Consider the following 16,327-nt stretch of genomic DNA (forward strand, 5'->3'; position numbering starts at 1 on the left):
GCGCGGCCGGTCGCCACCGGGGCGAGCGCCGACCGTCGTGTCTCGTCGCCACGCACTGCCGTCCGCACCGGCACCGTTTTGCCGGGCGCGAGGCGAACTACGGGACAATGACCGACGATCCCGTGACCGTCGGGGTGCTGAGCCTCCACACGAGCAGGGAGACGAAAGCGATCCTCAACGCCGTCGAGGCCCTCGGCCACCGCGGCGTCTGGCTCCGCGAGGAGAACCTCGGCGTCTCCATCGAGGACGGCGAGGCGACCCTCGAACCCGACGTCGACGTCGTGGCGAACCGCCTCCTCCTCTCGAACACCGAACAGCCCTGCGAGCTCCTCGGCATCGCCACCACCCTCGCGCGCCTCCGCCCGACGCTGAACGAGCCCCGGCACGTCCTGACGGCGTTCCACAAGTTCGCCACCGCCGCGGCGCTCTCGAACGCCGGCGTCCCCGTCCCCGACGCCTACCTCGCGCTCAACGCCGATCGGATGAACGACGCCCGCGACCGCTTCGGCGACGAGGCCGTCTACAAGACCGCGATCGGCACCCACGGCGGCGGCACGTGGAAGATCGGGCGCGACGAGGAGGTCAACCCCGTCGTCGGCGAGCGCTACGCCTTCCTCCAGGACCTCATCGAACGCGACTCGGACGCGCACGCCGACCTGCGGATCTACGTCGTGAACGGCGAGGTCGTCGCCGCAATGCGGCGCTACGCCCCGGAGAACGACTGGCGGACGAACGTCGCGCTCGGCGGGGCCGTCGAGGGCATCGACGACCTCCCCGAGGAGGTCCGCGACATCGCCGCCGAGTCCGCGGAGGTCGTCGGCCTCGATTACGCGGGCGTCGACGTCGTCGAGGGCGACGACGGCTGGTTCGTCCTCGAAGTCAACCCCACCGCGGGCTTCAAGGGGCTCTTCGAGGCGACGGGCGTCAGTCCCGCCCCGGACATCGCGCGCCTCGCCATCGAGGAGGCCGGCGGCGCGGTGGACGACGAGACCGTCGCGGCCCTGCGCTCGAACCTCGATACGTCGACGCCGCGCGGGATGCCCCGGCGGGCCGTCGAGGCGTCGGAGCCGGGTCGCGTCGTCGGATACACGGAGGAGGTCCTGGTATCGGGGACGAGCGGCACCGAGCGCATCGTCTCGAAATCCGACACGGGGGCGTCGCGGACCTCCATCGACACGAAGCTCGCGGCGAAGATCGGCGCGGGTCCGATCAAGTCGATGACGAGGGTGAAGTCGGGGAGCGTGAAGTCCGGGAAGTCACGCCCCGTCGTCGACATCGTCGTCGGCGTCGGCGGCGACCGACACACCGTCGCGGCCTCGCTCGAGGACCGCTCGCACATGGACTACCCGCTCCTCCTCGGCCGCGACATCCTCAAGCACTATCAGGTGGACGTCACGCGGCGCTTCGAGGACGAGGCGGCCATCGATCAGGACGAGGAAGAAGAGGAGTCGTCGGAGTGAGGCCGAGGCGGGCGCGGCGCGCCGCCTCACTCGGGGAGGTAGAAGTCCGACTTCGGGGGTCGGCGGTGGCCGCCGTCCCGGCGGGCGACGATACCGGGGCCGCGGTGGCGGACGATGACGACGTCGTAGGCGTCGTCGGCGGCGACGCCGCTCCCGACGCTGCTCAGCGACGTCACGATGAGTCCGGCGTTCTCGCTGCCGACGAAGACGAGCGCGGCGTCCTCGGCGTGTGCGATCCCGCGGATCCGGTTCGCGATCGTCCCCGACGGCGCGTACCGGTCGACGACGACGTGGCGGAAGTCCGCGCTCGGGCACGTGTCGGTGAGTCGCGTGTGGAGCCGGGAGACGACGCGATCGAGGTCGAACTCCTCGTTCGGCTCTAGCCAGCCGCGCTCGCGGGCGTACTCCGCGTTTCCCGTCGGGATCACGCTCACGGCGAGCACGTCCTCGTCGAACGCGTCGCCGGCCTCCGCCGCGCGGGCGAGCGCCGCCTCCGCGAGCGGCGACCCGTCGAGGGGCACGAGAAAGGTCATGGCTCCACGTTCGCTCTCGGCGGTGAAAGCGACCGCGGTTCGTTCTCGACCCGCGAGAACGAGCGACGCGACTCGTCGGTCGCTACTGCGCCGTCCAGACGTAGCGCGTCGCGTAGCTCCGATACGGTTTCCACCGCTCGGCGTACTCGCGCATCTCGGCGCGCGTCTCGTGGCCGTAGAGGTTTCGCATGCCCTTGCGGACGCCGAGGTCGCCGACGGAGAAGACGTCCTCGCGGCCGAGGCCGAACAGCAGGAACATGTTCGCGGTCCAGTCGCCGACGCCGTAGACGTCGCCGAGTTCGGCCCGCACGTCGTCGCTCGAGTGGTCGGCGAAGTCCGCGCGGGCGATACCGTCGGGGTAGCGCTCGGCGAGCTCGTGGAGGGCGCGGGCTTTCGTGTCGCTGAGGCCGACGTCGCGGAGCGTCGCGTCGGCGGCCGCGCGGAGGCTGTCGGGGTCGGTGCCGACGCGCTCACGCAGGCGTTCGCGGACGGCGGCGGCGGATTCGAGCGAGACGGACTGGTTCGTCACGGCGACCACGAGGCGCTCGAAGGGGTCGTCGGCGCGCTCGGGTCCGAGGGCGCCGTGCTCCTCGTAGAGCGGGCGAAGCGCGTCGTCGGCGCGAACGACGGCGTACGGATCGTCGTCGAGATCGGCCATGGCGGCCGTTGGGGACGCACGCGGCTATGCGTGTCGGTCGGCGAGGCACAACGTTCAGGGTGGCGGCCGCGGTGGGTCGGACATGGACAGAGAGGAAGTCGAGACCGTCGCGGTGCTGGGTGCCGGCACCATGGGTCACGGCATCGCGGAGGTCGCGGCGCTCGCCGGCTTCGAGGTCGCGCTGCGGGACATCCGGGAGGAGTTCGTACGGGCCGGCTACGAGCGGATCGAGGCGAGCCTCGCTCGGCTCGCGGAGCGCGACGAACTCACGTCGGCGGAGGCCGATGCGGCGCTGGAGCGGATCGAGCCGGTCGTCGAACTGGAGGCGGCGGTGACGGACGCGGACGTCGTCGTCGAGACCGTCCCGGAGAAACGCGACGTGAAGCGAAACGTCTACCGCGAGGTCGATCAGTACCTCGACGAGGACGCGATTCTGACGACGAACACGTCCGCGCTCTCGATCACGGAGCTCTCCGAGGTGGTCGATCGACCCGAGTCGTTCTGCGGGATGCACTTCTTCAACCCACCCGTCCGGATGCAGCTCGTCGAGGTGACGCCGGGCGCGCACACCCACGACGAGACGGTCGAGACGGTGATGGGACTCGCCCGGGCGATGGGGAAGACGCCGATGCGGGTGGCCCGCGACGAGCCCGGGTTCGTCGTCAATCGGATCGTCGCCCCGCTGTTGAACGAGGCGGCGTGGCTCGTCCACGAGGGCGTGGCGAGCGCCGAGGAGGTGGACGCGACGGCGCGCTACGGGATCGGTCTGCCGAGCGGCGTCCTCCGGCTCGCGGACGACATCGGCCTCGACGTCCTGACCGACGTCCTCGGCTACCTCCACGAGCAGCTCGGCGCGGCCTACGAGCCCTGCCCGCTCCTCCTCGAACGCGCCGAGGCCGGCGACCTCGGCGAGAAGACCGGGGCCGGCTTCTACGAGTACGACGAGGACGGCCGCCCGGTGACGGATATCCCGTCGGACGCCGTCCGCGCAGACGTCGAGGACCGACTGCTCGCCGTGATGGCGAACGAGACGGCGAAGCTCGTCGAGGCCGACGTGGCCTCGCCCACGGAGATCGACGAAGCGCTGATGCTCGGCGCCGGGTTCCCGGAGGGACCGGGGAAGCTCGCCGACCGGGCGGGACTCACGTCGCTCTACGAGACGCTGGCCGGGGCGCGATCGGACGCGCCGCGCTACGAGCCGGCGGACGAGCTCGTCGAGCGCGCGGGTGCGGGCGAGACCTTCCACCACGAGATCTCGGACGCCGAGGGGGAGTCGTTCGGTGACCTCAGTCTCGAGATCACGGATCGGGTCGGACGCGTCACGCTCGATCGCCCCCACCGGGGGAACACGATCACGCGCGACCTCCTCGACGAGCTCGTCGAGGCCGTCGAGACCCTCGAAACCGACCCCGAGGTGCGCGCGATCCTGCTCACCGGCGCCGGCGAGGGGACGTTCAGCGTGGGTGCGGACATCCAGCGCATCGCGGGCGACGCGGACGCCATCGACGGCGTCGAGCTCGCCCGTCAGGGCCAGCGGGCGTTCGCCGCCCTTGAAGAGTCCGGCATGCCGGTGGTCGCCGGCATCGACGGCGACTGCTTCGGCGGCGGGATGGAACTCGCGGCGGCGGCGGACCTCCGCGTCGCCGGTCGCGGCGCGTCGTTCGGGCAGACCGAGCACGACTTCGGCCTCCTCCCGGGATGGGGCGGGACGCAGCGTCTCCCCGACCTGATCGGCGAGAGCCGGGCGACGGAGGTCATCCTCACCGCCGATCGCTACGACGCGGAGACGATGGCGCGCTACGGGTTCGTGAACGAACTCGTCGAGGCCGACGCGGTCGAGGCCGAGGCGCGCGAGTTGGCGCGCGACCTCGCGGCCGGTCCGCCGATCGCACAGCGGTACACGAAACGCGCGATCCGCGCGGGCCGGGAGAGCCGCACCGCCGGCCTCGAAGTCGAGGCCCACGCCTTCGGACAGCTGTTGAACACCGAGGACCTCGTCGAGGGCGTCGCCGCGTACCTCGGCGATCACGAGCCGACGTTCGACGGGACGTAGCGACGCCCGTCAGTCCGCGCCGGCGCCCCGTGGTGCGGAGACGGCCGCGCGGAGCGTGTCGCCGCTGACGAGGAGGCCGCCGACGGCGCTGACGACGACGAGCGCGCCGAGGAAGAACGGGAGCGCCGTCCCGTAGTTGCCCCCGAGGTAGCCGGAGATGATCGGTGCGAACGCCGCGCCCGACCAGCGAAGGCAGTTGTACGACGCGGAGGAGATCGAACGCGAGAAGGGCGAGACCTCGATGGCGAGCGTCGTGAGCACCGCGTTGGAGATGCCACAGAAGAGCCCGGAGACGACGACGAGCGCGAGGCGGGCGGTCGGGCCGGCGACGCCCATCGCCGCGAGGACGAGCGCGAACCCGGCGAGCGTTCCGGCGATGGTCGTCACCGCGCCGTAGCGCGGGACGAGGCGGCTCGAGACGGCGACGGAGCCGACGGCGAGCATCGCCCCCCACCCGAAGAAGACGAGTCCGAGGCCGACGGCTCCGATGTCGAGCGTCAGCGGGGTGTACGCGAGGACGACGAAGAACCCGAACGTGTAGAGGAGCCCCACGAGCGCGTTCCCGAACACGGCGGGGTGGCGAAGCGCACCGAGGACGTCGCGGACGCTCTGATCGCGCTCCTCGGTCTCGGGTGACTCGACCGTGAAGACCGTGATGAGAAGGCCGACGGCGGCCAGCGCGGCCGCGGCGAAGAACGGGTAACGCCACGAGAGCGACCCGAGGAACCCGCCGATGAGCGGTCCCGACGCGATCCCCATCCCGAGTGCCCCCTCGAAGAGCGTGATCGAGGACGCGGTGTCGCCCCGCGAGAGGCCGACGATGATCGCGAGGACGGTCGTCGTGAAGAGGGCGTTCCCGAGCCCCCAGCCGCCGCGGAGGAGCGCGAGCGCGTCGATCGACGGCGCGAGCCCGCAGAGCCCGGCGAAGACGACGACGAGCGAGACGCCGACCGTCATCGTCCGTTTGTCGCCCAGTCGAGTGGCGATCGGGCCGGAGAAGAGCATGGCGATCGCCATGACGAGGATGTAGCTCGTGAACAGCAGTTCGACCATCGTGTGCGAGGCGCCCATCGTCTCCGCGATCGTCGGTAACACGGGGTCGACGACGCCGATCCCGAGGAACACGACGTACGTCGCGAACGCCGCCGCCAACACGCCCGGGCGGAAGCGCTGTAGTGTCGAGAGGGGGGACATTACGTCCCACCGACGACCGCGGCGGATAAAGGAACCCCGGAACCGACCGGCGTTGCCGAGAACGGGGTGGTGGCGAGCGCCACGGGAGGGACTGGCGCAGTTGGTACGGGCGCGCGCCGGTGGACGCGGACGCGGGACGACTGGGGTGAGCGACGTGGACGAGGCGACCCGGGCGAAGATCAGCGAGGCGCTCGTGGGCCGTCCGAAGAGCGCGGAGACGCGACGGCGGATGAGCGAGGGGCGGGCCGGCGAGAAGAATCACCGATGGGAGGGCGGGTTCTCGGAGGGGTACGGTCCGGATTGGGGCATCGTGCGCCGGGATGCGTACGAACGTGACGAGGTCTGCTAGATCTGCGGCGAGGACGGGACGAGCGAGCGACTCGAAGTCCACCACATCGTTCCGGTTCGGCTCTTCGCGCACTCGAAGGACCACGAGAAGACGGACGCGCATCTCTTGGCGAACGTCGTACTCCTCTGCGTACCGTGCCACGTGGAGACGGAGCGTGGGGACCTACCGTGGTATGCGCCACCGGATGAACTGCCGGAGTCAATTGGTGAGATTTAAGTTGTCCGCGGAACTCGATACGAGTGAGTCGGGACGTGTCCCGACGGCACGCTCGGTTGGTGTAGTCCGGCCAATCATGTTGGCCTTTCGATAAAACCAGGCCAAGTTCGGACGAAATAAAGCCTGGTTTTAGAAGACAGCCGACGACCAGGGTTCAAATCCCTGACCGAGCACTCCACTTCCTCACGCCGTCGCTCGACGAGCGACGGCGTTCGATCGATCGCCGACCCGTGACCGACAGGGCTACCTGGCGTCGCGCGTACCACCGCGCATGGCGTTCGAGGACCTCCCGGCGGACTGGGCGGTGTGGCACGACGACGGCGGACGGGCCGTGCTCGTTTTCCGCCCGGACGTCTTCGAGGGCGAGGCGTACGACCCCGGACGACTGCCGACGCTCTACGTCTCGACGCGCGCACCCGACGTGCCGATGCGTCGCGGGGGCGAGACGAGCGACGGCTGGTACGTCGCGTGTACGCTCGAACCCGAGGTGCACGTCCGCGAGCTGGAGTCGCGTCACGAGACGCGCGCGGCCGCGGTCGAGGCGGCGATCGCGGCCGCCCGACGGTTCGCGCGAGGCGAGGTCCGTTTCGACGGCGTGTACGCCACACAGCCCCCCGAGGCGTATCTCGACCGGCTCGCCGAACTGACCGGAGCGGCGTGAGCGCGGAGACGCGACGAGGGGCGGACGCGACGGGAGGCTTAACCGGCCCCGGGGCGTCGGTACGCCCATGATCACGCTCCTCGGGACGGCGCTCGCCGACGAGGGCACCGAGTTCGTCTATCGGGGCGAGTCGGACGCCTGCGAGGGTTGCCCGTACCGCAAGCAGTGTCTCACGCTCTCCGACGGCGTCCGCTACGAGGTGACTGACGTCCGGGACGGCGGGCAGACGCTCGACTGTGCGGTCCACGACGGCGGCGTGCGCGCCGTCGAGGTCGAACCGACGTCGATCACGGCGCAGGTACCCTCGAAAGGCGCGTACGCCGGATCGAAGGGGAAGCTCGCGGGGCCGTGCCCGCACGTCGACTGTCCCGGTCACGAGTACTGCGTGCCGAAGGGCGCCGAGATGGACGCGGAGTACAAGATCGACGAGATCCTCGGCGACCCGCCCCAGGACTACTGCGCGCTCGATCGGGAGCTGACGCTCGTCGAGTTCGCCCCCTCGGAGGGCGACTGACCGATGTTCGGGGCGGGCTCGCCCTCGTATCCGAACTGTTTCTCGTAGCCGTACGGGGAGAGGAGGACGGGCCAGAACGTCTCGTCGGCGACGAGCGACTCGCCGTCCGCGGCCGCGAACGTCTCGCCCTCCTCGACCTGCTGGAAGTTCTCGACGAACACCTCGTACTCCTCCGCGGGCGGTTTCGGGATCCGCTCGCCCATCCGGAACGTCGGGATCTCGTGCGGCACGGTGTCGCCGGGGAGGACGCCCGAGACCGTGAGGAACTCTCGCGCGAGCGTGTAGGCGTTCTCGGCGGCCGTCTCCGTCCCCTGGAGGCCGGCCTCGACTTCGACGATGTCGGCGTTCGCGGCGAACAGCCGTCCGCCGCCGAACTCCTCGACGTCGACGAGGGCGGCGACGGAGAGGCGCGGGACGATCCGCTGGACGTGCTCTTGGCGGCCGTCGGAGACGGCGAACGGGTCCGCGTGACTCTGCGTCGAGTGGATCGAGAGCGCGGTCATCCCCTCGATCTCGTCGGCGAGCGCCTCGGCGAGCTGGCGCTCGTGGGCGTCCGGCGGGACGTCATCGCCGAACGAGCGGTTCAGGTCGGCGTCGACGTAGCGGACGCCGCGCTCGAGGGCGCGCTCGTTGGCGACGACGAGCTTCACGGGTCGTTCGACGTCCGGGTCGTCGGCTTCGAGGCGCTCGATGGCGCGAACCCCGCAGGGCTCGTCGCCGTGGATCCCGCCGACGACGGCCACTTCGGGCGTGCCCTCGCCCAGTTGTTCGACTCGCATTGGGGGCGATAGGGGGCGCGTGCCCAAGTCGCCTTCGGCGGTCACCCCACCGATACGGCTTAGGACGCGCGAGCCGATAGCGCCACGTGAACGCGCCGTGGACGACCACACACGCGACGACGCCGTCGCGCCGCCGATCGGCGACTCGCCCGCCGGCTGGTCCCGCGAGCGCCGCCCGTCGAACGGCTGGGCGCACGGAACGCTACGCCGCGCGGTCGTCCACGGCGTTCGGCTGTACAACGCGGGCGACTACCACGCCGCCCACGACTGCTTCGAGGCGGAGTGGTACAACTACGGACGCGGCACCACGGAGAGCGCCTTCTGCCACGGGCTCGTGCAGGTGGCCGCCGGCGCGTACAAACACGTCGACTTCGAGGACGATACGGGAATGCGTTCGCTGTTCGGCACCGCGCGCCAGTACCTCGCGGGCGTGCCCCTCGACTACTACGGCGTGGACGTCCGCGACGTCCGCGAGACGCTCGACGCCGCGCATGAGAACCCCGCGGTGATCGACGACTGGCGCATCGCGCTCGACGGCGAGCATCCCGTCGCGGACGAGCACGACCGCGCGTACGCCGAGCGCGTCGAGTGAGCAGAACACGTCGAGGTACCCCTCGATCACGTCGCGTTCGTCCTCGATCGACGACCGAGCCGCGTCCAAATCGGGGCGTTAATACCGTCCCGAACCCACCGATCGAGTGCGCGCGAGGGTAGCCAAGCTCGGCCAACGGCGACGGACTCAAGATCCGTTCCTGTAGAGGTTCGAGGGTTCGAATCCCTTCCCTCGCACGTCACGGTGCATCGTGCACCTATCGTGCGGAAGTCCGCAGGACGGACTTCCCTCGCACAACTTCCTCCTACACTCGTACCGGATAGTGGCGACTCGGCCAACGGCGACCACCGACCCGAACTCCTTTGCCGGCCGCGCGGGTGTCTCCGGTATGGACGATCAGACGGCCGTCGCGGAGGCGGCGGCGACGGCGGGCGCGGAGGTGGCCATCGGCGGTTTCCGGACGCAGATGGACGTCGAGACGAAGGGCGAAAAGACGGACGTGGTGACGGCGTTCGATCGGGACGCCCAGCGCGCGGTCATCGACGTGATCCGGGAGTCGGACGCGGCGGTGGCGATCGTCGGCGAGGAGGAGGACGAACTGAAGGCGATCCCGGAGTCGGGGCCGTGCTGGGTGATCGACCCGATCGACGGCACGAGCAACTTCGTCCGCGGAGTGCCGATCTGGGCGACGAGCGTCGCGGCGGTCGTGGACGGCGAGGCGGTCGCGGCGGCGAACGTCCTGCCGGCGCTCGACGACGTCTACGTGAGCGACGGGACCGAGACGACGCTGAACGGCGAGGCGGTGGCGGTGAGCGAGGCGACGGACCCGGAGGCGTTCACGGTCGCGCCGACGCTCCGCTGGTCGCGCTCGGCCGCGGATCGCCTCGGGGCGGTCTGCGCGGAGATCGTCTCGGAGTTCGGCGACCTCCGGCGCTTCGGGAGCGCACAGGTGACGCTGTCGATGGTCGCGGCGGGGCAGATCGAGGCCGCGGTGTCGGCCGTCGAGAGCCACCCCTGGGACACCGTCGCGGGCGTGGCGATGGTTCGTGCGGCCGGCGGGACGGTGACGGACGTCCACGGCGAGCGCTGGACGCCGGACGCGACGGGGCTCATCGCGTCGAACGCCACGGCGCACGACGCGCTCGTCGAGACGGCCCGAGCGGCGCTCGACTAGGGCGATCGTCGGCGCACCGGGCGCGTCGACAGCGACCGCAATCGGTAAGGGACACCTCGTCCGTGTACTCGCCATGAGGTTTCCCGAGACGGACGCGGAGCGGGCGTGGACGGCGGTCCTCGGCGTCGGCCTCGTCGCGCTCGTTGGGGGATCGGTGGTCTTCCCGGATCGCGTCTACGGCGGGTTCGTCTGGCACTACTTCTGGGGGCCGGTGTACGCTGACGCGCACAGCGCCGCGTGCACCGTCTGGGACGGCGGTGCGCGAACGCTGCTCTACGAGAACGCGCGGTGCGCGACGGCGTCGGGGATCGTCGCCGAACCCGGCTACACGCTCGTCTCCGAGGTCGGCTACGCGCTCACGCTCGTCTTCATGCTCACGGGCGTCGTCTTCCTCATCCGGCGTCTCGGCGTCGGCGAGGAGTACAGCTTCCTCTACGCCCTCTTCCCGTTCACCCTCTTCGGCGGCGCGCTTCGCGTCGTCGAGGACGCGAACGACACGGGCGCGTCGGCGCTACACTACCCGCTGAACGCGTTCCTGATCAGCCCCGTGATCTACTTCACCGTCTTCGCGCTGACGCTCGTCGCGCTCCTGCTCGCGGTGTGGCTCGCCCGCGCCGAGTACGCCGCGAGCTACGAGCGCCCGTTGTTCGCGTTCGGTGCGGGGTTCCTCGCGCTGACGCTCGCGTACCTCTGCGCGCTCGTCGTCGTCGACCCGGCCGTCTCCTTCCACCCGGTGTTCACGGTCCTGACGTACGCCATCGCGCTCGGCGTCACCGCCGCGGACTACTGGCTGCTCACGCGCTACGCGCCGGGCGCGCTCTCCGGGACGGGGGTCGCGGGCGCGGTCGTGATCTTCGGTCACGTGATCGACGGCGCGTCGAACGTCCTCGCGCTCGACTTCGGGCAGGAGCTCGGCTTGCCGTACGACCTCACGCCGAAGCACCCGGTCAATCAGTTCATCGTCGAGTTCACGCGCGGGACGCTTCCCGCCTCCGTGACGGAGACGATCGGCGCGGCGTGGCCGTTCCTCCTCGTGAAGATCGTCGCCGCGACGTTCGTCGTCTCGCTCTTCGATCGGCGGATGTACGAGGAGAACCCGCGCTACACGGTGTTGTTGCTCGTCGCCGTGCTCGCGGTCGGCCTCGGGCCCGGTACGCGGGACATGCTGCGAGCGACGTTCGGGGTGTAGGCGGAGTCGAGCGAAGCGAGTGCGCGCTTTCTCGAACGGCCCGGCCGTCGTCAGGGGAACGGGTGGTGTCGACGGTCGAGACGGGCCTCGAAGCCGAGCTCGGCGGGGACGTCGCGGGCGCGCGCCCCGAAGGCGGCCTCGTCGAAGAAGAGCGGCTGGGCGTCGGGAGCCAGCACGCGAACGGCGCGGAAGCCGACGTCGGCGACGTCGCGCGTCGTGAGATCCGTCGCGTAGGCGTCGAGCCCGGCGGCCGACGCGCGCTCGACGACGGCGTCGAGTTCGGCGGCCCCGTCGGGTACGGTGTCGGGGCCGACGTCGGCGAGCGGGACGGTCGCGTCGGCGTCGAGGAAGTCGCGCGCCGCACGGGGGAAGGCGGCGTAGTCACCGATCGCGCCCTGTTCGTCGGCGGCGCGCTCGCGGCCCATGTCGCGGAGTTCGATCCAGTTCTGGACCGCCTCGCAGAGCGCGCTCCGAGCGGCGCCGGCGGCGTCGAGGCTCGCGGCGCTTCCGAGCGCGAAGCGCGGCCACGCGTCCTCGCCGTGGACGGCGACGGCGATCACGGGCACGTCGACGTCCTGCGTGCAGAGGAGCGCGGTCACGTCGAGTCCCTCCGCGCCGGCGCGGCGCGCGAGCGTCGCGTACGCCTCGTCGTCGACGGCGAGTTCGAGCGGCTCGAACGTCGAGTACCACGCGAGCATCGTCGCGTCGCGCTCGATCGTCTCGTAGAGCCCGGAGCAGAGCGCTTCGACGGGGTCGTTCCCGAGGCCGAGGCCGGTCGTGAGCGCGGGGCGATGGGTCTCCGCGGGCGGCGGGAAGTGGACGTACTCGGCCGGGAGGAGCGCCTCGCTCCCGTCGACGAGGGAGACGCCGGGGACGAATCGGAGCGGGTCGTCGCGCGGGACGGCCGGCGCGTCGTCGGGCCGGACGAAGGCGTCGGGGGCGAGCGCGTCCGGGTGGGTCGGTTTGGCGACGTCGAAGTCGCTCTCGCGGTACGCGGCGGCGCAGTAGCGTTCGAGCCCTTCGCCGACGGCCTTCACGAACGCGGCGTCCCAGTCGAGGCCGACGCCGGCGGCGAGCCCGCGGCTCGCCGCGCCGCCGAGCGCGGCGGTGTCGCACGTCGTCGCCAGGTAGTACGGCGCGGGGTACGTCTCGCGCTCGCCGACCTCGGTGACGAGACCGACCCGATCGTCGACGGCGCGCTCGGCCTTCGACACGGCCGCGTCCAGCGGCGTCGCTCCGTGCTCGCGCCCGGGGTCGCCGTAGCGTTCGCCCGTCCCGCAGTCGCAAAAGGGCGCGGGCGCGAACGACCGCTCGGCGTGGGGGACCTCGACCACGGTCCCGGCGTGGACCGCGCCGTCGAGCAGGTCGAGCGCGCGCTTCCCGGCGAGCGCGCCGGCGTAACGGACGCTCGATCGGGCGACGCTCGGCTCCGCGGTCGTCTCCGGATCGCCCGCGGCCACCCGGCACCGCAGACAGGTGAAACAGCCCGATTCGGGAGTGAACGCGGCGACGGCGGCGTCCACGTCCGGGACCGAGTGGCCGCCGACGCCGCCGATCTCGACGGCGAGCCACGGCGTTTCGCTCCGCCGCGCACGGGCGTTCGCGGCGGCGAAGCCGTCGCTCCCGGCGAGACCGACGACGACGGCGACGTCCGCGTCCGCGATCGCGTCCAACCCCGTTCCGGCGGCGTCGAGGTCGGCGTCGTCGAGCGCCGCGGTCGCGGCGTCGGCCGCCGCGCCGCTTCCGGCGACGGCGTAAGTGCGCGTCATGGTCCTTCGATGGGCGCGAGCGGAGGAAAAAACGGGCGGTTCGCGCGACGCCGCTGGCCGGGGCGGTCTGCCGGTGGCCGGCGGGTCAGCTGGCGCGGATCAGGCGAGAAGGGTCTGTGCGACGTCGGCGAGTTCGGTCGGCGTCGCGTCCTGGAGGCGGTCGTCGGCGAGCTTGAGGCGCAGTCGCGGGCGTCCCACGTCGATCGGGACCTTCTCGGTGTCGATGAGCCCGGCGTCTTCCAGGTCGGTCTTCGTCCGACTGAACGTCGCTTTCGAGGCGACGCCGACGTCCTCGCCCCACTTCGAGATGTCGTAGAGGAGGACGCGGTTCTTCGCGGCGACGAGGAGGCTGACCGTCACCTCGTCGAGGCCGCGGCCGTCACCGCGCGCGGTCTCCATCGCGTCGAGGACGCCGGTGAAGTCCGTCTCGACGCCGGGGTCGATCTCGTCCGCGAGCGTCTCCCGGACGCGGGAGATGGCGGGCGTTCGCAGGACGAACTCGTCGGCGGCGTCCCACTCGGCCTCGCGGGCGGTGCGGGCGGCCTCGACGAACGCCTCGTCCTCGGTGGCGAGGCCGGCCATCCGATCGCCGGCCTCGACGAGCGCGACGACGCGGTCGTCGGTGACGAGGATCGAGGAGCGCGAGAGGTCGTCGCTCGTGCGCAACGAGAGGGCGCCGCGCTCAACGAGATCGGCGGTGCGGCTCGCGACGAGGAAGTCGTCCATCACCTCCTTCAGCAGTCGGTCGTCGGCCAGCAGACACGTCTCCGGAAGCGGTCCCTCGACGGCCGTCGCGGCGTCGACGAAGCGCTCGATGGTCGCCCGCGAGGGGTTGACCATCAAGAGTCGATCGGGACCGGCGTCGAAGAGGGCCCCCACGATCTCCTCGACGGTCGTCCCGAGTGGGTTCGCTGTCATACCTACGTCGGACTACGGCGCACCCGCATATATGATTTTATCACGAAACGGCTGAATGAATCCCGTTCGTCGCCCGTACCGATCGAACGGTGTTCGACCGTCGAGGCCGTCCCCAGCCCCGTCGGTGTCCCGCTCTCGCGGTCGCACAGCGCCTCAGAGGTCCTCGCGGACCTCGTCGGACCACCGGAGCTCGCCGTCGTAGATCGTCGGGGCGTCGAGTCCGTCGAGGAAGGACCGGGCGTCCGCACGCGAGAGGGTCACGCTCGCCTCGTTCCCGCGGAGACGCCGCTCGACGCCGGCCGGGGTCGGGAGTCGGTACGTGGTGCCGTGCGCCCGGGGCGCTCCCACGTCGTACGTGATCGTGACGCGCTCGCCGTCGGCGTCGGCGGCCTCGACGTCGAGCGCCGCTGGCGGATCGCGCTCGCCGCCGGCGACGACGTGCGTCCCGTCGCCGACGACGGCGTACTCCTTGCCCATGGCGATGCGGCGGCGCGCGAGGCGGAGCGCGCGCTCGATGCCGAACCCCGCGACGAGCAGGCGCGCGAACGCCGTCCCGACGCGCGCCGCCTGTTCGTCGAGCACCTTCCGGAACGTCACCGCGCCGGCGACGCTCCCGCGTTCGACGAGCGCGAGCCCCTCGTGGTAGGAGCCACAGGCGTTCAGGAAGAACGTCCGGGCGTTCGACGCGTCGAGCTCCGCGGTCGCGAGCGCCCCGTCCGCGCAGCGGAGCCCCTCGGTCTCGCAGTGACCGATGTAGTGGACGAAATCGTGGTCGCGCTCGAAGACGGCGGCGAGCTCCGCGCGCGTCAGCTCCTCCCGGAGCGTCACGTCCATCGGGACGTCGGCGGCGCGCTCGCGGTAGATCTCGGCGACGCGGGCGTGCTCGCTCGCCATAGCCGCGTCGTTCAACACGACCGCGACGGAGAGCCGATCGCCGTCGGCCGACGCCGAGCGGTCGTTCGCGTACGCCGCCGGCGTCGTCTTGAACGCGTCGACGGGCGTTCCCTCGGCCAGCCAGCCGTGCGCGCGCCCGTCGCGGAGTCGGGGCTCGACGACGTCGACGGTCGCCGTTCCCGCCGTCTCCGATCGGTAGAACGCGTCGAGGGAGCGCCGCAGCAGCTCGCCGCCGTCGATCTCCGTGCTCTCCGGCGGGTGGACGTGGGCGAGGCGATCGAGGATGGCGGGGAGCGCGCGGGCGTTCTCGACGGTCGGATCGACGTACATCGAGAGGGGCCACTCCGGGAGGTCGTCGCGGATCTCGTCGTACGCGACGTCGAGGTACGCCCGGAGGCGCGCGTCGATCGGGCGTTCGGCGGTCTCGGCCGCGCCGATCCCGAGCCGATCGAGGAGTGCGGTCTCGGACGTCCGGCGACCCGCGGCCGCGAGGCGGACGAGGCAGTCGAGCCAGAACGTCCGTTCGAGGAGCGACGCGGCGTCCCTCGCCGGGTCGGTGAGCTCGCGCCGGACGTCGACGCCCGGCGCGCGGACGTGGGGCACGGCGTCGGCCTCGAGGCGGACGGACGCGGAGAGGTAGTACGAGAGCGGCGCGACGGCGAACAGCGTCCCGAGGTCGGGCGGGGCGACGAGTTCGACGCCGGTGTCCGGGGCGTCGGCGGCGACGCGCGTCGCGTCCCGCGTCGCGTCGAAGTCGAGCGCGGGCGGGCGAGCGCGCATCGCGGGCGCGGAGCGCGCGGCCGTCGTCGTGGCGTGCGCGGCCCCGAAGGACTCGATCGCGGCCGCGACCCCCGCCGGCGTCGGCGGGACGGTGATCGTCGGCTCGGGACGCGTCTCGACGCGGAATCCGAGGGTGAGGTCGCGCGCGTCCGGGAACGCGAGCGCGAGGCCGGGGTCGCGACCGCGGTGAGCGACGGTGGCGGGCCCGTCGAACCGCAGGAACGTGGTGACGGTCGCGTCGGCCGTGAGGAGATACGACCCGTCGCCCAGCGTCGACTCGCCGGCGTCGAGCCCGACCCGATCCCCGGTGGCGGTCTCGACGAGCGTGACCGGCGTCGCGGGGAGGGCGAGGCTGCTCGCGGTTCCGGCCGTCGTGGCGTCGACGCAATGGGGGAGCTCGCGGGCGTCCCCGCCGGGACGCCAGTCCGGCGCGCGGACGGCGATGCCCCGGTTCGCGTCGTCGGCCACACGGAAGCCGTCACCCGTCGACTCGTACGCTAGCACGTTGTCGTGGGTACCGACAGCGTCCGGATAGATCTATCGAGAGTGGTTGGGAATGTAACACCTATATCGCGTCGTCCGCCTCCGGCGAAGTCGGGTAGTTTAAGCCTGCCGCGCGGGCTGTTCTCGAAT

General features: G+C 71.5%; 16 protein-coding genes and 2 tRNA genes. 11 read left to right on the top strand and 7 right to left on the bottom strand.

Going from position 1 to position 16,327, the window contains the following annotated elements; genetic code table 11:
- The first annotated feature begins 107 nt into the window (after positions 1 to 107).
- A complete protein-coding gene (locus J2754_RS04445) occupies positions 108 to 1,460 on the top strand; it encodes a RimK family alpha-L-glutamate ligase (RefSeq protein WP_188878092.1) in 1,353 nt (450 codons plus the stop codon).
- 26 nt (positions 1,461 to 1,486) lie between these two features.
- Here J2754_RS04445 and J2754_RS04450 read toward each other — a convergent pair whose 3' ends face one another.
- Positions 1,487 to 1,993, bottom strand: coding sequence for a universal stress protein (locus J2754_RS04450; protein WP_211086775.1), 507 nt, complete (start codon positions 1,991 to 1,993; stop codon positions 1,487 to 1,489).
- Positions 1,994 to 2,075: 82 nt separating this feature from the next.
- Positions 2,076 to 2,651: a DNA-3-methyladenine glycosylase family protein gene (locus tag J2754_RS04455; protein ID WP_211086776.1), complete on the bottom strand. Its 576-nt coding sequence runs from the start codon at positions 2,649 to 2,651 to the stop codon at positions 2,076 to 2,078.
- 82 nt (positions 2,652 to 2,733) lie between these two features.
- Here J2754_RS04455 and J2754_RS04460 point away from each other — a divergent pair, with 82 nt between their 5' ends.
- Positions 2,734 to 4,704, top strand: coding sequence for a 3-hydroxyacyl-CoA dehydrogenase/enoyl-CoA hydratase family protein (locus J2754_RS04460; RefSeq protein ID WP_188878096.1), 1,971 nt, complete (start codon positions 2,734 to 2,736; stop codon positions 4,702 to 4,704).
- A 9-nt stretch (positions 4,705 to 4,713) separates the two neighbouring features.
- Here the strand turns inward: J2754_RS04460 and J2754_RS04465 are convergent, their stop codons facing one another.
- Positions 4,714 to 5,898: an MFS transporter gene (locus J2754_RS04465; protein ID WP_211086777.1), complete on the bottom strand. Its 1,185-nt coding sequence runs from the start codon at positions 5,896 to 5,898 to the stop codon at positions 4,714 to 4,716.
- A 145-nt stretch (positions 5,899 to 6,043) separates the two neighbouring features.
- Between J2754_RS04465 and J2754_RS04470 the strand changes: the two genes are divergently transcribed.
- The 5 genes from J2754_RS04470 to J2754_RS04490 all read left to right on the top strand — a co-directional run bounded on the left by J2754_RS04470 (position 6,044) and on the right by J2754_RS04490 (position 7,638).
- On the top strand, positions 6,044 to 6,247 hold the full coding sequence (locus J2754_RS04470; protein WP_211086778.1) for an NUMOD3 domain-containing DNA-binding protein: 204 nt from the start codon (positions 6,044 to 6,046) through the stop codon (positions 6,245 to 6,247).
- A complete protein-coding gene (locus J2754_RS16690) occupies positions 6,248 to 6,463 on the top strand; it encodes an HNH endonuclease (protein ID WP_211086859.1) in 216 nt (71 codons plus the stop codon).
- 50 nt (positions 6,464 to 6,513) lie between these two features.
- A tRNA-Glu gene (locus tag J2754_RS04480) sits at positions 6,514 to 6,636 on the top strand.
- A 98-nt stretch (positions 6,637 to 6,734) separates the two neighbouring features.
- Positions 6,735 to 7,124, top strand: coding sequence for a DUF5820 family protein (locus J2754_RS04485; RefSeq protein ID WP_188878101.1), 390 nt, complete (start codon positions 6,735 to 6,737; stop codon positions 7,122 to 7,124).
- 67 nt (positions 7,125 to 7,191) lie between these two features.
- Positions 7,192 to 7,638: a UPF0179 family protein gene (locus J2754_RS04490; RefSeq protein WP_211086779.1), complete on the top strand. Its 447-nt coding sequence runs from the start codon at positions 7,192 to 7,194 to the stop codon at positions 7,636 to 7,638.
- On the opposite strand, the gene J2754_RS04495 is transcribed toward J2754_RS04490, so the two are convergent.
- Positions 7,578 to 8,417, bottom strand: coding sequence for a M14 family metallopeptidase (locus tag J2754_RS04495; RefSeq protein ID WP_211086780.1), 840 nt, complete (start codon positions 8,415 to 8,417; stop codon positions 7,578 to 7,580). The genes J2754_RS04490 and J2754_RS04495 overlap by 61 nt on opposite strands.
- A gap of 97 nt (positions 8,418 to 8,514) precedes the next feature.
- Between J2754_RS04495 and J2754_RS04500 the strand changes: the two genes are divergently transcribed.
- The 4 genes from J2754_RS04500 (at position 8,515) to J2754_RS04515 (ending at position 11,333) form a co-directional block, all read left to right on the top strand.
- Positions 8,515 to 9,009: a DUF309 domain-containing protein gene (locus J2754_RS04500; RefSeq protein ID WP_211086781.1), complete on the top strand. Its 495-nt coding sequence runs from the start codon at positions 8,515 to 8,517 to the stop codon at positions 9,007 to 9,009.
- Between the two features lie 112 nt (positions 9,010 to 9,121).
- Positions 9,122 to 9,206, top strand: a tRNA-Leu gene (locus tag J2754_RS04505).
- 152 nt (positions 9,207 to 9,358) lie between these two features.
- On the top strand, positions 9,359 to 10,144 hold the full coding sequence (locus J2754_RS04510; protein WP_188878106.1) for an inositol monophosphatase family protein: 786 nt from the start codon (positions 9,359 to 9,361) through the stop codon (positions 10,142 to 10,144).
- Between the two features lie 73 nt (positions 10,145 to 10,217).
- Positions 10,218 to 11,333: a DUF63 family protein gene (locus tag J2754_RS04515; RefSeq protein ID WP_188878107.1), complete on the top strand. Its 1,116-nt coding sequence runs from the start codon at positions 10,218 to 10,220 to the stop codon at positions 11,331 to 11,333.
- A 50-nt stretch (positions 11,334 to 11,383) separates the two neighbouring features.
- Here J2754_RS04515 and J2754_RS04520 read toward each other — a convergent pair whose 3' ends face one another.
- The 3 genes from J2754_RS04520 to J2754_RS04530 form a co-directional block, all read right to left on the bottom strand.
- Positions 11,384 to 13,102 carry a YcaO-like family protein gene (locus J2754_RS04520; protein WP_211086782.1) on the bottom strand — a complete coding sequence of 573 codons (1,719 nt, stop codon included), beginning with the start codon at positions 13,100 to 13,102 and terminating at the stop codon, positions 11,384 to 11,386.
- A 99-nt stretch (positions 13,103 to 13,201) separates the two neighbouring features.
- The gene (tbsP, locus tag J2754_RS04525) at positions 13,202 to 14,020 is read right to left on the bottom strand and encodes a transcriptional regulator TbsP (protein WP_188878110.1); all 819 of its coding nucleotides are present in this window, start codon (positions 14,018 to 14,020) and stop codon (positions 13,202 to 13,204) included.
- 153 nt (positions 14,021 to 14,173) lie between these two features.
- Entirely contained in the window at positions 14,174 to 16,198 is a 2,025-nt protein-coding gene (locus tag J2754_RS04530; protein ID WP_188878111.1) for a hypothetical protein, read from the bottom strand.
- Positions 16,199 to 16,327: the final 129 nt, after the last annotated feature.

Source organism: Halarchaeum nitratireducens, from assembly GCF_017874695.1.
Lineage (GTDB): Archaea > Halobacteriota > Halobacteria > Halobacteriales > Halobacteriaceae > Halarchaeum > Halarchaeum nitratireducens.

Coding starts and splice junctions, on each gene's coding strand:
- J2754_RS04445 (WP_188878092.1), top strand. CDS start 108: ATGACCGACGATCCCGTGACCGTCGGGGTGCTGAGCCTCCACACGAGC.
- J2754_RS04450 (WP_211086775.1), bottom strand. CDS start 1,993: ATGACCTTTCTCGTGCCCCTCGACGGGTCGCCGCTCGCGGAGGCGGCG.
- J2754_RS04455 (WP_211086776.1), bottom strand. CDS start 2,651: ATGGCCGATCTCGACGACGATCCGTACGCCGTCGTTCGCGCCGACGAC.
- J2754_RS04460 (WP_188878096.1), top strand. CDS start 2,734: ATGGACAGAGAGGAAGTCGAGACCGTCGCGGTGCTGGGTGCCGGCACC.
- J2754_RS04465 (WP_211086777.1), bottom strand. CDS start 5,898: ATGTCCCCCCTCTCGACACTACAGCGCTTCCGCCCGGGCGTGTTGGCG.
- J2754_RS04485 (WP_188878101.1), top strand. CDS start 6,735: ATGGCGTTCGAGGACCTCCCGGCGGACTGGGCGGTGTGGCACGACGAC.
- J2754_RS04490 (WP_211086779.1), top strand. CDS start 7,192: ATGATCACGCTCCTCGGGACGGCGCTCGCCGACGAGGGCACCGAGTTC.
- J2754_RS04495 (WP_211086780.1), bottom strand. CDS start 8,417: ATGCGAGTCGAACAACTGGGCGAGGGCACGCCCGAAGTGGCCGTCGTC.
- J2754_RS04510 (WP_188878106.1), top strand. CDS start 9,359: ATGGACGATCAGACGGCCGTCGCGGAGGCGGCGGCGACGGCGGGCGCG.
- J2754_RS04515 (WP_188878107.1), top strand. CDS start 10,218: ATGAGGTTTCCCGAGACGGACGCGGAGCGGGCGTGGACGGCGGTCCTC.
- J2754_RS04520 (WP_211086782.1), bottom strand. CDS start 13,102: ATGACGCGCACTTACGCCGTCGCCGGAAGCGGCGCGGCGGCCGACGCC.
- tbsP (WP_188878110.1), bottom strand. CDS start 14,020: ATGACAGCGAACCCACTCGGGACGACCGTCGAGGAGATCGTGGGGGCC.